The sequence below is a fragment of the Streptomyces sp. NPDC051207 genome (assembly GCF_040682395.1).
Lineage (GTDB): Bacteria > Actinomycetota > Actinomycetes > Streptomycetales > Streptomycetaceae > Streptomyces.
The window spans coordinates 58,318-72,522 of sequence record NZ_JBFBAX010000018.1; the positions used below are offsets into that span (position 1 = coordinate 58,318).

Consider the following 14,205-nt stretch of genomic DNA (forward strand, 5'->3'; position numbering starts at 1 on the left):
GCGAGGGCGGGCGGTCAGCGGACGCTGAGGTTCAGGGGGCCGAGTCCTGAGCGGCGTACGGCGATCGAGCCGTACGGCGTGCGCAGGCGCAGCCACGTGCCCGAGGAGAACAGGCCCGGCGCGCCGGCGGGTGAGGTGGTGGGGCGGAGGAAGCCGAGGGACTGGGCGGCGTGTACCGCGCGGACGGGCAGGCCGGTGTCCCCGACCGTGCGGGACCAGATGTCCCGCCCGATGCGGTCCCGTTCGGCGCGGGTGCGCCGCTCGGGCGGCAGTTCCTCCGCGCGGGAGCGGAATTCGGCCACGGCGGCGGCGACCGTCGCGCGCAGCGCGTCCGGCGCCGGCAACCCGGGCACGGGCTGCCAGCCACCGCGCGGCGGCAGCAGGCCCGCCCACGGCGGGCCGGTCACCTCGCCCGGCACGACGGCCGTGGCGGCCCGTTCGTCCACCGACTCCAGCAGCTCACCGGCGGACACCGTCATGTCGAGCGTGACGTCGAGCCCGTCCTCGTAGGGCTTCGCGAGCCGCACCGCGCGGATCGCCAGCACCTCGAAGGAGGGCGGCCGGCCGAAGACGGCGAGTGCGGTGCCCGCCCCCTGGAGGCGCACCGCGGCTCCACGGTCGTAGTGGAGCAGCCGGGAGAGGAAGGCCGCGAGATCCGCCGCCTCCCCCTCGTCGGCGAGGTGGAGCACCGTCATGCGGCGACGGCCTCCGGGTCCTTGTCCATGTACTCCTCGAGGAACTCGCGTTCCTCCTCGGTGATCCGGCGCGGCCGCTGGTGCTCGAAGTCGAACGGCACGATCACCGTCGACGCGCGGACGTAGATCCGGTCACCGTCCTTCACCTCGTAGGTGAGGGTGAAGGAGGCGGCACGTATTTCCGTGACCCACAGCTCGATGCCCACCGGCTCGTGCCGGTGGACGAGCTGCTGCTTGTAGTCGATCTCGTGGCGCGCCACCACGGACCCCTGCTGGAAGTCCTTGTCGGGCCGGAACAGGAAGTCGATACGGGCTTCCTCCAGGTAGCGGAGGAAGACCACGTTGTTGACGTGGCCGTACGCGTCCATGTCCGCCCAGCGCAGCGGGCAGCGGTAGATGTGCCGCAAGAGATCAGCCCCGGGTCAGCTTCTTGTAGGTGGCGCGGTGCGGACGGGCGGCGTCCGGACCGAGTCGCTCGATCTTGTTCTTCTCGTACGACTCGAAGTTGCCCTCGAACCAGAACCACTTGGAGTTGCCCTCGTACGCGAGGATGTGCGTGGCGACGCGGTCCAGGAACCACCGGTCGTGGGAGACGACCACGGCGCACCCGGGGAATTCGAGGAGCGCGTTCTCCAGGCTGCTGAGGGTCTCGACGTCGAGGTCGTTGGTCGGCTCGTCGAGGAGCAGCAGGTTGCCGCCCTGCTTGAGGGTGAGCGCCAGGTTCAGCCGGTTGCGCTCACCGCCGGAGAGGATGCCGGCCGGCTTCTGCTGGTCCGGGCCCTTGAAGCCGAAGGCGGAGACGTAGGCCCGCGAGGGCATCTCCACCTGGCCCACGTTGATGTAGTCGAGTTCGTCGGAGACGACGGCCCACAGGGTCTTCTTGGGGTCGATGTTCTCGCGGCTCTGGTCGACGTAGGAGATCTTGACCGTGTCGCCGACCTTGATCGTCCCGGAGTCGGGCTGCTCGATGCCCTGGATCATCTTGAACAGCGTGGTCTTGCCGGCGCCGTTCGGGCCGATGACGCCGACGATGCCGTTGCGCGGGAGGGTGAAGCTGAGGTCGTCGATGAGGACCTTGTCCCCGAACGCCTTGCTGAGGTTGTTGACCTCCACGACGACGTTGCCCAGACGCGGGCCCGGCGGGATCTGGATCTCCTCGAAGTCCAGCTTCCGCATCTTCTCGGCCTCGGCGGCCATCTCCTCGTAGCGGGCCAGACGCGCCTTGGACTTGGCCTGGCGCCCCTTGGCGTTCGACCGCACCCACTCCAGCTCGTCCTTGAGGCGCTTTTGACGTTTGGCGTCCTTCTGCCCCTCGACCTTGAGGCGGGTGGCCTTGGTCTCCAGGTACTTGGAGTAGTTGCCCTCGTAGCCGTGCAGCCGGCCGCGGTCGACCTCGCAGATCCAGCCGGCCACGTTGTCCAGGAAGTACCGGTCGTGGGTGACGGCGACGACAGTGCCCTCGTACTTGGCGAGGTGCTGCTCCAGCCAGTTCACGGACTCGGCGTCGAGGTGGTTGGTGGGCTCGTCGAGCAGCAGCAGGTCGGGCTGCTCGAGCAGCAGCTTGCACAGTGCGACGCGGCGGCGCTCACCACCGGAGAGGTTGGTGACGGGCCAGTCGCCGGGCGGGCAGCCGAGGGCGTCCATGGCCTGCTCGAGCTGGGCGTCGAGGTCCCAGGCGTTCGCGTGGTCGAGCTCTTCCTGGAGCTTGCCCATCTCCTCCAGCAGCGCGTCCGAGTAGTCGGTCGCCATCAGCTCGGCGATCTCGTTGAAACGGTCGAGCTTGCCCTTGACCTCGGCGACACCCTCCTGGACGTTCTCCAGGACGGTCTTGTCCTCGCTCAGCGGGGGCTCCTGGAGCAGGATGCCGACCGTGTAGCCGGGCGCCAGGAACGCATCGCCGTTCGACGGCTGCTCCAGCCCCGCCATGATCTTCAGAACCGTCGACTTACCGGCACCGTTCGGGCCGACGACGCCGATCTTCGCACCCGGAAGGAAGTTCAGGGTGACGTCGTCGAGGATCACCTTGTCGCCGTGCGCCTTCCGCGCCTTGCGCATGGTGTAGATGTACTCAGCCAAGAGAAACCGTCCGGCAGCTTGAAATCTGGCAGTGGGCAGATACACCCCATCTTGCCCGAGGTCCACCCTCGGGTGTTAACCCGCTCGGTCGGGGGACTGTGACCTGCGGTTTCTCCGGTCGGGGCGGTGGGTTCAGTGCCGCTGCCGGTTGCTGCCGGACGGCGTCGCGTGGCGTTTCGGGAGCGAAGGCGGCGCAGGTGCGTGTGAGCGCCTGCGGGCCTCGGGTGTCAGCCCCGCGATGTGTGCAGGCGGCGGCGCGGGCTGCGCAGCGTGTGCCAGATGGCTCCCAGGGCCAGGGACTGGATCAGTGCCGAGACGACCACCCCGGTGATCAGGTACCACGTCGCCGCGTCCGCGCCGAACAGGGCCTCCCCGGCCAGCGCGACCAGGGCGAACGTCGGGAGGGTGAGCAGTGCCGGCCACACCCAGATCAGGGATTCCATGCCGTTGTCCGTGAACAGCGGCTGGATCACGGCGACGCCGATGGCGATGCCGACCACGCCGAGGTAGACCGCCGAGGCCGGGTTGGCGAACATCAGGCGCCACAGCGAGCGCTTCGGGTTGCGTTTCATGGTTTCCACCCCGTGTTGTCGTGTACCTCCCATCGGCGGCCGGAAACGGGGTGGGGCGTGAGTGCGGGCGATCAGGTGATCATGCTCCCGGTCGGAGGCCGACCGGGCGGGCCGGGCGGGCTAGGCCAGGCGGGTCAGGCGGGCCAGGCCAGACGGGCAGGCCGGGCGGGCCGGGCCAGGCACGCCGGGTCAGACCGACCGCGCGGACCGGGCCGGGCAGGCCGGGCCGGGTGGATCGAAGGCGGCGGCTCCACACGGGCCGGCCTCCGATCGCGCCCGAGGACGAGCCGACGCCAGGGCTGCCGCCACGCCTGCGCACAGGCCGCAGCCGACGCCCCCGTCAGCCCTTCCGCCCGCTCTGCCCGCGCCGCGTGATCGTCAGGGCCGTGCCGCCCAGCAGTACCAGGGCCACCGCCAGGCCCGCTATCAGCGGGGTCATGTCGGACGAGCCCGTTTCGGCGAGGTTCGTGTCCGCGGCCGTGCCGCCCACCGTCGCCGGGCTGGGTTCGGTCAGGGTCTGGGTGGCGTCGCCGGCCTCGCCGGCCCGGGTCCGGCAGTCCAGTACGCCCGTGAACCGCTTCTCGAAGCCGCCCGGCCCCTGGATCGTGAAGTCGTACGCCTGGTCCTCGCTCAGCGGGATCGTCACCGTCCGGGAGGTGCCCGCCGGGATCGTGTGGTGGATGCCCATCAGCTCGAAGGTGAACGGCTCGTCGCCTTTGTTGTCCGCGGTGATGTCCACGCCGCCCTTGGCGCAGTTCTTGGCCGCGGACAGGGCGGGGATGGCGCCGGTCCCGGCCCAGGTCGCGCTCGCCGTCGCGGAGACCGTCGATTCGCTGGAGCCGGCCAGGATCTGTGTCTGGCTGCGGCTCTCGGAGGTGAAGGCCCGGCCGACCGGCACGGTCGTCGAGGCCTGCACGGTCAGCGTCGCCGTGCCGTCGGCGGCGTCGTCGGGCACCTGGAAGAAGACCTGGCTGCCGTCGGCCGCGGACGTGATCTCCTTGCCGTCCTCGCCGACGACGCGCACCCCGCTCACGGCGGCGTCCGCGGGCGGCGTCACCGTCGCGCCACCGGCGTCGGTCCGCACCGTGACCGGCCCGAGCCGCTCACCGGGGCGACCGGAGACGGCGGGAGGGTCGAGGGTCAGAGACGCTTGGGGCTCCGGCATGTGCCGGGCGTTCTTGTGCAGGTAGTCGGCGAGCTTCTCGGCCTCCGGGTCGGCGGCGTCGACCTCCGCGCCGTCCGAGTAGCGCCAGATGGCCACCTGCGTGCCGGCCGCGGCGTCCTGCTCGGTGAGGCCGCCCTTGACGCCGGCCTTCGCCGCGAGCGCCGCGAGGTCGTTCACCTGCGGGTAGGAGTTCTGCAGGATCCAGTGGATGCGCCCCGCGTCCTCGTTGGCGTCGAGCGACGTGCCGCTCCACGGTGTCTCGTGGTACTTGGCGTCCTTCTGCGTAGGGTTGTGGATGTCGACGCAGTACGTCTGCAGGGTGCCGCCGCCCTCGACGGACATCTCGAACAGACCCGCCGACACCTGCTGGTCGCCGGTGTCGCCGTGTATCACCGCGGTGCCGAAGGTCTTCAGCCCGTTTATGGTGGCGGTCGCCCCGCCCTGGTTCTGTGCCGTCTCGTCGGCGGCGGCCGGGCCGGCGCCGGTCAGCGCACCGGCGGCGACGAGCCCGGACAGCAGCGTCGCGGCGGCGACGCGGGCCGCCCCTCGCCGCCGCGCGGACAGGCCAGAGAACGAAGCAAACACGCACATCCCCTTCGAGCAGGACCCGTTGACGTGGGGGAACGGCCCCACCAGCAGAAATCGGAAAGCCCCGAGAGCTATGCCCGGCATCCTAAGGAGGCCGCCGACCGCGCCTCGCGGCGGTACCGTCCGGCGACGTATCCGACTCGGAATCGTTACCGCGGAGACCACCCCTGAGCAGGAGTTATCGACAAATCCCCGGGTTTTGTTCGGTACGCATGCATGGATAAGCCGCAGTTCGGGCCGCCGCGCGTCAACAGGGCGGCGGCCCGGTTTCTGACCTGCCGTCATGTCACCAAGACCGGCTCCCGCGCCTCCTGTTGGGCATCCGTCCCCGCAGCGTCCGGGGGTGTCGTGACCGTCGGTGGCGTCTCCCAGTTGGGCTCGGGCCGGGGTGATGTGGTGGCCGGTTCCGGTTTGCCGGCGCGCCGGAAGGCCGCCGTGCCCCGGGCGAGGTCGTGGCCGACCGCGACGGCGTCGATGTCCGCCGACGTCCGGCTCTGCCCGTCACGCACCTCCGAACGCACTTTCAGCCGCCCTTGCACGATGACCGGATCGCCCACCGACAGCGACGCCGCCACGTTCGTGGCGAGCTGCCGGTTGGCCCACACCGTGAAGAAGTTGGTGTGCCCGTCCGCCCATGTGCCCTTCTCCCGGTCCCAGTAGCGCGAGGTGACCGCCAGCCGGAACCGTGCCGACGGGCCGGACGCCAGCTCCCGGTACACCGGCTGCGTCGCCACGTTCCCCACCGCGCAGACCATCGTCTCGTTCACAGTGAACCCCTCCCTGGCCCGGCCGCCGAACGCCGGGCGGATGCGCGTACGGGCCCGTCCCGTACGGCTGCGTCTGCCGCGCCGGGCGCGAACATCCTCGTCCGCCGCCCGCGCCGCGACGGCCCCGCCCGTCCTGCCGGGCGCGATCGCCGCGATGCCAGACTGCCGCCGCCGGGCCGGGCCCGCCGAGCGCTGTGGACCACCGCCCGCCTGTGGAAAACTCCGCCACCCGAACGGGTGACAGGGCCCCGGGGGCGAAGGGCTCAGCCCGCCCCCACCCCCAGGACCTTGCCGTACTGCTCCCGCACCTCCCGGTACCGCAGCAGCTCCGCCGCCACCGGATCCAGCACCCGGGCCCTGCCGCACCCGGCCGCCGCCTCCCGCAATCGGCGCTCCGCCTCCTGCCCGTACCGCCGGGCCGGTCCCCGCGCCGCCATCCGGCAGCTCCACTCGATGAGCGGACCGCCCACGATGCCCGCCACCATGAGCAGCACCGGCACCCCCAGGTTCGGGGACATGAACCCGATGATCTGCCCCAGCAGCCAGAGCCCGCCGACGACTTGCAGGATCGTCATGGACGCCTGCGCGAGCACGGCCACCGGCCACCACCCGGGGCGGGGCGGCCGCCCGGGCGGCAGTGCCGACCGCGCCACCAGTTCGTCCAGCGCCTCCGGCAGCCCCTGCGAGCCGCGTACGGCCGCCTCGCGCACCGCCTGCGCCCACGGCGCCGGCAACCCGGCCGAGGCCCGGTCGGACAGCGTGCGCACCGCGTGCTCGACGCGCTGGCGCGCCGTGGCCTCCGCGTCCGCCGGGGCGCGCAGGGGCAGCCGTCCGGTGGGAGGTTCGCGCCGGTCGTGGTACCAGCGCCACAGCCGCAGCCAGGGCGTGCCGCACGCGCGGTTGGCGTTGCGCAGCCACGCGCGTTCCGCCGCCTCGCCCGCCGCCGTGGCGCCCACCGCGTCCGCGAGCCGGGCCGAGAACTCCTCCCGCGCCTCCTCGCTGAGCCCCGTCCGCTGACCGGTGACGTAGACGGGCCGCAGGCGCCACGCGGCGGCGTCCACGTCGGCCGCGATGCGGCGCGCGGGTGCGCCCCGCTCGGTCACGAACTGGCCGAGCGCGTCGCGCAGTTCGCCGACGCCTTCCCCGGTCAGCGCGGACAGCGCGAGCACGGTGGCGCCCGGTTCGCCGTACTCGCCCAGGGCGATGCCGTCCTCGTCGAGCAGCCGGCGCAGGTCGTCGAGGACCTGTTCGGCGGCCTCGCCGGGCAGCCGGTCGATCTGGTTGAGGACGACGAACATCACCTCGGCGTGCCCGGCCATGGGCCGCAGGTACCGCTCGTGGAGGATGGCGTCGGCGTACTTCTCGGGGTCCACCACCCACACCACCGCGTCGACCAGCGCGAGGATGCGGTCGACCTGTTCGCGGTGCTGCACGGCGGCCGAGTCGTGGTCGGGCAGGTCGATCAGGACGAGCCCGCGCAGCTGCGGGTCGGCGTCCCCGCCGTGCAGCGGGCGGCGCCGCAGCCTGCCGGGGATGCCGAGGCGGTCGATGAGGGTGGCGGCGCCGTCGCTCCAGCTGCACGCGATGGGCGCGGCAGTGGTCGGCCGGCGCACGCCGGTCTCGGAGATCGTCACTCCGGCGAGCGCGTTGAACAGCTGCGACTTGCCGCTGCCGGTGGCGCCCGCGATGGCGACGACGGTGTGCTGCCCGGACAGCCTGCGCCGCGCGGCGGCCTCGTCCAGGACCCGGCCCGCCTCGGTGAGCGTCCGGCTGTCGAGCCGCGCGCGGGAGAGCCCGACGAGTTCCCGCAGGGCGTCCAGCCGCGACCGCAGCGGCCCGTCGTACGCCAGTGGCGCCGCGGCCCGCACGGCGGGCGGCTGCCTCTCCACGACGGTGAACCGCTGCGCGGGGGCGCTCTCGTTCACGCGGCGGGCGATCAGCCCGTCGTCCCAGGCGCCCTCGGGGTCGTCCGCGCCGGCGTCGTCGCCCCGGTTGCCGCCGGCACGGCGGGTGTCGTCGGACCCCTCTCCGGAACGTCCCTCCCCGGCGCCCCGCCGCTCGGCGGCATCCCCCCGCTCGCCCGCCTCGCCGGGCCGCGCACGCGTACCGCGGTCGTCGCGGCCGGACGTCCGGCCGTCGGAAGCGGACGACCGGCCGCTGCCGGATCCGTTGCCCTCCGGGCGGTCGGCGCGGTCGGTGTGGTCCTGATCAGTGACGGCGGTCACCGGTCACCTCTCCTTCTGCAGTACGGACAGGGCGGCGATGAGTTCGGCCTGCGGCTCCGGCTGGACGTCCAGGGCGTGGAGCGGGGCGAGGCGGCGTTCGCGTTCGGCGTTGAGGACGCGGTCCACGTGCTCGACGAGCAGCCGCCCGCCCCGGTCGCGCAGCCGCAGCGCCCCGTGCGCGCCGATCCGCTCGGCGATGCCCTCACCGGCGGACCGCGCCCGGCGTCCGCCGAGCAGCACCGTGGCGGCGAGGGCGGCGACGACCTCGGAGTCGGGGGCGACGTTCCGGTCGAGCTCGCCGACCTCCTCCTCGGCGTACTCCTCGAGTTCGCGCCGCCAGCGCCGTACGGCGAGCCCGATGCGGTGCTCGGCGCTCTCCGCCGCGGGGTCCCGCTCGGTCAGCCCGGCCGCGGCGGGTTCGCGCCGCCAGGCGTCGTCCACGCGCTCGTCGGCGGCGGTGACGGCGCACAGCAGGAGCGCGCCGAGGCTCTCCACGAGGGCGTCCAGCAGCTCTCCCGCGGTGCAGTCGAGGGGGAAGGCCCGCCAGCGCTTCAGGGCGTCCCCGGCGAGGACCGCGCCGGCCTGCAGCCGGCTCCGCACGCGCGTGTGCTCGCTGTCGTACGCCGAGTCGACGGCGGAGGTGAGCCGCAGGGCGGCGGCGTACTGCGCGGCGGCGGCGCTCGCCAGCTCGGGCATGCGGGACTTGAGGGAGCCGAGGACGCCGTACGCGGTGCGGGCCATGGTGTGCTGACGGGCCGCCGGGTCCTGCGCCTGGTGGACGAGCCAGGTGCGCAGCGCGGCCACGGCAGTGCCGGGCAGCAGGCCGCCGCCCCAGGCCGACTCGGGCAGCTCGGGCACCGTGAAGCGCGGCACGTCGCCGAGCCCGGCCTTGGTGAGCAGGGCGCCGTACTGCCGGGACACCTCGGAGACGACCTGGTGCGGCACCCGGTCGAGGACGGTGACGAGGGTGACGTCGTACTCCTTGGCGGTGCGCAGCAGGTGCCAGGGCACGGCGTCGGCGTAGCGGGACGCCGTGGTGACCATCACCCAGATGTCGGCGGCGCACAGCAGCTCGGCGGCGAGGACCCGGTTGTCGGAGAGCAACGAGTCGATGTCGGGGGCGTCGAGGAGGGCGAGGCCGCGCGGCAGGGTGTCGGCGGTCTCGATGCGCAGCACGCGCGCGGGGTCCTCTCCCGGGAGCAACGGGTCGTCGTCCGGGGCGCGCTGGGGGGCCCACACGCGCGTGAGGCCGGGCAGCACGCGCATGCCGCTGAACCAGTGATGGTCCTCCGGATGGCAGACCAGCACCGGTGTGCGTGTCGTCGGCCGCAGCACGCCCGCCTCGCTGACCCGCCGTCCCACGAGGGAGTTCACGAGCGTCGACTTCCCGGCCCCGGTGGAGCCCCCCACGACGGCCAGAAGGGGCGCCTCGGGCTCTCTGAGGCGGGGCACCAGGTAGTCGTCGAGCTGCGCGAGCAGTTCGTCGCGGTTGGCACGCGCGCGTGGGGCCCCCGCCAGGGGCAGCGGGAAGCGTGCGGCGGCGACACGGTCGCGCAGGGCGGAGAGTGCGTCGAGCAGCTGAGGCCGTACGTCCAAGGTCACCACATGCGAAGAATGCCCAATTTTAGGGGAATTCTGAAGCATATGAGCATGTCTGCGCGCCGACCGGACACAAGGGATGGAAGGGACGAGCGGGGAGCAGGCACACTCCGGGCATAACGAGTGGACAACACCCGAGGCCCGAGCGGCCAAAAACGGTGCACGATTCGCACCCGCCTGCGATTATCGGGACCGCTTCACCGAACCTCCACATCGAGTCACGGAGGCGAGGCAACAGGGGCAGGGACGCGAGAGCCCTATCCTTGTCCCCGGCAACGTCAGGTACCGGCCACAGCCGGGCATCACGATCGAGGCCACCACACCAGGCCCCCGTAGCTCAGTGGATAGAGCAGGCGCCTTCTAAGCGCTTGGCCGCAGGTTCGAGTCCTGCCGGGGGCGCATACAGCCTCTCACCTGCGGAAACGCGTGAGAGACTCTTTCGTGTCCGCATGCACACCGCTCGGGAGCAGGCGCCTTCGCCTGTCCGCCGCCGCCGCGGGTAACGGTGTCGCACCGGGTAGCACACCTTCGCTATCGCGGACGGCATGACAGCGCAGCCGGAGATCACTCAGCGCGATCTGCGCACCCGCTCCAAAGAGATCACGGACGCCGTCCAGGGCGGACAGGCGTTCACCGCCACCCGCGACGGGCATCGTGTCGGCGAGCTGATCCCGCTCCGCCGCCGTCGCCGCTTCGTTCCCCGCGCCGAGTTGGCGACCCGCATCCACGGCAGAATCTGCGCCGCCGTCGTCTCCACAGGCCGTAAGCCCCGTCGCCGTGTGACCGACCTGATGATCGCCGCCGTCGCGGCCGCCGAGGGTCTCCCCCTGTTCACCACCGACCCCGACGACTTCAAGGGCCTCGACGACTTGATCACCATCGTGCCCGTCACCCGGCCCGAGACCCGGCACGACCGGTAGCACCCCGTCGGTCCCGCCCTGCGCCGGAAGCCAGGGTGGTTCCACTCCCGGTCGCCGGCACCACCGCCCGACACCGACTCACGTCACGCGAGACCTCGATCCGCGCGGAGATGGCGCCCGGAGCCTCGGTGCCGGCACGCGCCCGTACAGTTGCCCGATGACGCCGATCAAGAAGTTCCAAGTGACCTTCGACTGCGCAGAACCCGAGCGGCTCGCCCGTTTCTGGTGCGAGGTGCTGGGGTACGTCATACCGCCGCCACCGGCGGGGTTTGCCACTTGGGACGATTTCAAGCGCTCGCAGCCACCTGAGCAGCGGGATTCCTGGTTCGCCTGCGTCGACCCCTCAGGGGTGGGCCCGCGGCTGTACTTCCAGCGTGTCCCCGAGGGGAAGGCCGCCAAGAACCGGCTGCATCTTGATGTGCGGGTCGGCACCGGACTCGTGGGGGAAGAGCGCCTCGCCGCCCTTGAGGCGGAATGCGCACGACTGGTCCCGCTCGGTGCGGTGCACGTGCGCACGCTGTACGACGGCAATGATTCGTGCATCCCGATGCTGGACATCGAGGGCAACGAGTTCTGCATCGACTGAGGGGCCGCGAACGTGCCTTCGCCCCGTCCCCATGAGCCAGGGCGCAGGCACGAGGGGCGGTCATCAGCCAAAGGCCCCCGGAAATGACAGCAAGCGCTGTGACGGTATTCGTGCGCGAGCGACCAGCGAGGACGCAGGTGAGCACATCGCTCAACCCCTGCCACCTTCTGAGCGTTTAGCCCCTGCCACCTTCTGAGCGCTTGGCCGCAGGTTCGAGTCCTGCCGGGGGCGCCCTTTCCGGCCCAGGGCGCGGAACGCGGCCTGACCTGTGGAGACACCCCCGGTTCAGGTTTCCCTCCGCGGCGCGTAATCGGCCTCGTCCAGTCCGAAGGTCCAGGCGACGCCCTCCCGGGCGGTCCGTGTCCGCGGCGGCACCCGCAGCCAGTACGTGCGGTGCGTGCCGTCCGGCTCCGGTGTGGAGTTGACCACTTCGACCATCACCAGCGGCTCGTCCCCCTCCAGTTCGATCCGCCACAGCACGCCCGCCTCGTCCCGCTGCACCGGCTCGGCCCCGGACTCCGCCAGGTAGCGCTCGTAGCCGTAGTGCTCCAGCATCACGCGGCGCAGCTCCGCGTTCTCCTCCTCGCGTATCCGCCGCGGCGTCAGCCCGGCGAGCCCGTCGAGGAATTCGGCGGGGACCGGCATGCCCCGCCAGGCGTACAGCGCGAATCCGTCGGGGAAGGCGAGCGCCGGGCCGTCCCCGCGGTCGAGCCGGCCCGCCTCGTCCCGGTGCAGTTCCACGGGACGTTCACAGACGATCGCGGTCTTCTCGTACGGCCACCACCAGCCCGCGGCGCGGGCCACCGCGGCGACGCCCGCGAGGGCCCCGGCGCCGTCCTGGCCGTCGAAGGCCGCCAGCCAGGCGGCGTCGTGCTGGCCCAGCACGGCGTCCAGCAGCACGAGCCGGACCGCGCGCTCCCCGCCCGGCGCACCGGCCGAGGCCTCGACCACGCCCGTGCGCAGCCGCTCGGCCAGCAGGGCCGTGGTGTCCCACAGCTGCGCCCCCGTCAACGCCCAGTGCGCGGCCCAGCCGGCCGGCCCGAGCCGGTCGACGAGGCGTTCGCGCGCGGCGGCCCACGGCCGGGTGCGCACCGCGTCGCGGACGCTGCGGCCCGTCGTGCCGTCCGCGGTGAGCCGCGCCGCCAGTTCCGCACCCTCGCGGGGCGAGCCCGCCCAGAGGATGCGCTCGGGTCCGGGCAGGCCCGCCAGCCGGTAGGCGAGGCGCACGCCGTCCTCGGCGGCCGTACGGTCCGCGGGGCCGGTCCCCGCGGCCACCTCACGCCATATCGCCGTCACGTCCCCCGGCCCGGCCTGCGCCCCTGTCTGCGTCCGCGCCGGCCTCTCTGCCTGTGTCTGTGCCCGTGTCTGTGCCTGTGTCGTCATCCGCCGTTCCCCCCTGATCGCATTCGCGCCGTTCGTGATCACAGTCGCATCGCTCGTGATCGCGGTGGCCTCGTTCGCCATGCCTCTCCCCCGCCTGGCGCTCAGTCCGCCACCACGCGTACCGCGCCCGGCGCGTACTCGCGCTGTCGCACCACGCGGTACCAGCCCTTGGGCAGCGGTATCGCCGCGTGCTCCTCGTGCACCACGCGTCCGCCGTCCGGGAGGTGGAGCCAGGAGGAACCGAACGGCCCCGGCTCCCGCACCAGCGTCCCCGGCCCGACCACCGCATGGGCATGCCCGGTGACCTCGCCGAGAGCCAGCACGAGCCTGCCCCGCGCGTCCCTCGGCTGCCGCGGCAGCGCGTCCGTGTCCGGTGGCACGGCGGTCTCCGCCACGGGCACGATAAGGACATCCCCTTGCCGGTACATGCACGTCTCCCCTCGCCGTCGGCACCTCGCCGACCCATGTCCACGACGCTACGACGGGGGTCTGACAACGCCCCCGGGCACCGCTCGGCGGACCAGGCCCCGGACGGCCTCCCCGCGCAGCGCCGCGAGCCGCGCGGCCCCGCCCCGCACAGCCCGTCGGCGCCGCTGTCAGTGCCGCTTGGTACAACTGCCCGCACGAGCAGCGTCCGTCCGCCCAGGAGACCGGAGACCCACGGCATGTCCCACGTCGAGCATCTGCAGGAACTGCACGGCCTCCCGGCCTTCGACTTCCCCGCACCCGGATCGGAGTCGAAGCTGCCCGCCGCGGACGCCGTGGCCTGGCGGCTGTCCGTCGACCCCTACGGGGACTCCCCGGAGGAGGATGTCCACGGCCTGTGGGCCCGCTTCCTCGACACCGTGGACCCCGCCGGCGTCCAGGCGATCGTCGTGGGCCAGTGGGGCGAGCCGTACGACAACGACTCCGGCGTGATCGTGCGGCACCTGGTGGACGCCCGGGACCGGCTGACCGCGCTGCGGGCCGTGTTCATCGGGGACCTGGAGATGGAGGAGGCGGAGATCTCCTGGATCGAGCAGTCCGACGTCACGCCGGTGCTCGACGCCTACCCGCTGCTGGAGGAGTTCGGCGTACGCGGCGGCACCGGGCTGCGCTTCCCCGCGGTCCGGCACGCGCACCTGCGCACGCTGAGCTTCGAGGCCGGCGGACTGCCGGGCGAGGTCGTGCGCGGTGTCGTCGCCAGCGAGCTGCCCGCGCTGGAGTACCTGGAGCTGTGGCTCGGCGTCGAGGGCTACGGCGGCGACGCGACGGTCGCCGACCTCGCGCCGCTGCTGGCGGGCGGGCGCTTCCCCGCGCTGCGCCATCTGGGGCTGCGCAACAGCGAGATCCAGGACGAGATCGCGGCGGCGGTCGCCTCGGCGCCCGTCGTCGCCCAGCTGAAGTCGCTCGACCTGTCCCTCGGCACGCTCACCGACGAGGGGGCGACGGCGCTGCTCGACGGCCAGCCGCTCACCCACCTGACCTGGCTCGACCTCCACCACAACTTCGTCAGCGAGCCGGTGGCCCAGCGGCTCCGGGCGGCGCTGGAGCCCTCCGGCGTGGAGGTCGACCTGTCCGAGCGGGGCGAGGAGTGGGACGACGACGGCACGGTCCACCGATTCACCGCCGTCTCGGAATGAGGCCGTC

At 72.6% G+C, this 14,205-nt stretch carries 13 protein-coding genes and 1 tRNA gene; 4 read left to right on the top strand and 10 right to left on the bottom strand.

Annotated elements, in window-relative coordinates:
• Positions 1-14 precede the first annotated feature (14 nt).
• The 8 genes from AB0M97_RS18990 to AB0M97_RS19025 form a co-directional block, all read right to left on the bottom strand.
• The gene (locus AB0M97_RS18990; RefSeq protein WP_365962038.1) at positions 15-695 is read right to left on the bottom strand and encodes a hypothetical protein; all 681 of its coding nucleotides are present in this window, start codon (positions 693-695) and stop codon (positions 15-17) included.
• Complete coding sequence (locus tag AB0M97_RS18995; protein ID WP_365962039.1) at positions 692-1,102, bottom strand: thioesterase family protein; 411 nt, start codon at positions 1,100-1,102, stop codon at positions 692-694. Before AB0M97_RS18995 ends, AB0M97_RS18990 begins: the two co-directional genes overlap by 4 nt.
• Positions 1,103-1,106: 4 nt before the next feature.
• The gene (ettA, locus tag AB0M97_RS19000) at positions 1,107-2,771 is read right to left on the bottom strand and encodes an energy-dependent translational throttle protein EttA (RefSeq protein ID WP_365962040.1); all 1,665 of its coding nucleotides are present in this window, start codon (positions 2,769-2,771) and stop codon (positions 1,107-1,109) included.
• A gap of 227 nt (positions 2,772-2,998) precedes the next feature.
• Positions 2,999-3,343 (bottom strand): hypothetical protein, encoded by a 345-nt coding sequence (locus AB0M97_RS19005; protein ID WP_365962041.1) that lies wholly within the window; start codon positions 3,341-3,343, stop codon positions 2,999-3,001.
• A 340-nt stretch (positions 3,344-3,683) separates the two neighbouring features.
• Positions 3,684-5,093, bottom strand: coding sequence for a Cys-Gln thioester bond-forming surface protein (locus AB0M97_RS19010; protein WP_365962042.1), 1,410 nt, complete (start codon positions 5,091-5,093; stop codon positions 3,684-3,686).
• 284 nt (positions 5,094-5,377) lie between these two features.
• Positions 5,378-5,863, bottom strand: a complete 486-nt coding sequence (locus AB0M97_RS19015; protein ID WP_365962043.1) for a single-stranded DNA-binding protein — start codon at positions 5,861-5,863, stop codon at positions 5,378-5,380.
• Between the two features lie 263 nt (positions 5,864-6,126).
• Positions 6,127-8,088 (bottom strand): GTPase, encoded by a 1,962-nt coding sequence (locus AB0M97_RS19020; protein WP_365962044.1) that lies wholly within the window; start codon positions 8,086-8,088, stop codon positions 6,127-6,129.
• 3 nt (positions 8,089-8,091) lie between these two features.
• Positions 8,092-9,693: a dynamin family protein gene (locus AB0M97_RS19025; RefSeq protein ID WP_365962045.1), complete on the bottom strand. Its 1,602-nt coding sequence runs from the start codon at positions 9,691-9,693 to the stop codon at positions 8,092-8,094.
• Between the two features lie 320 nt (positions 9,694-10,013).
• Here AB0M97_RS19025 and AB0M97_RS19030 point away from each other — a divergent pair.
• From AB0M97_RS19030 to AB0M97_RS19040, 3 genes are all read left to right on the top strand, one after another.
• Positions 10,014-10,086: transfer RNA gene (locus AB0M97_RS19030), tRNA-Arg, on the top strand.
• 146 nt (positions 10,087-10,232) lie between these two features.
• Entirely contained in the window at positions 10,233-10,607 is a 375-nt protein-coding gene (locus tag AB0M97_RS19035; RefSeq protein WP_365962046.1) for a hypothetical protein, read from the top strand.
• A 157-nt stretch (positions 10,608-10,764) separates the two neighbouring features.
• Complete coding sequence (locus tag AB0M97_RS19040) at positions 10,765-11,193, top strand: VOC family protein (RefSeq protein WP_290114294.1); 429 nt, start codon at positions 10,765-10,767, stop codon at positions 11,191-11,193.
• A 285-nt stretch (positions 11,194-11,478) separates the two neighbouring features.
• Here AB0M97_RS19040 and AB0M97_RS19045 read toward each other — a convergent pair whose 3' ends face one another.
• Positions 11,479-12,489, bottom strand: coding sequence for a DUF6745 domain-containing protein (locus tag AB0M97_RS19045; protein WP_365962047.1), 1,011 nt, complete (start codon positions 12,487-12,489; stop codon positions 11,479-11,481).
• Between the two features lie 188 nt (positions 12,490-12,677).
• A complete protein-coding gene (locus tag AB0M97_RS19050; RefSeq protein WP_365962048.1) occupies positions 12,678-13,004 on the bottom strand; it encodes a hypothetical protein in 327 nt (108 codons plus the stop codon).
• A 237-nt stretch (positions 13,005-13,241) separates the two neighbouring features.
• Between AB0M97_RS19050 and AB0M97_RS19055 the strand changes: the two genes are divergently transcribed.
• Positions 13,242-14,198 (top strand): STM4015 family protein, encoded by a 957-nt coding sequence (locus AB0M97_RS19055; RefSeq protein ID WP_365962049.1) that lies wholly within the window; start codon positions 13,242-13,244, stop codon positions 14,196-14,198.
• Positions 14,199-14,205: the final 7 nt, after the last annotated feature.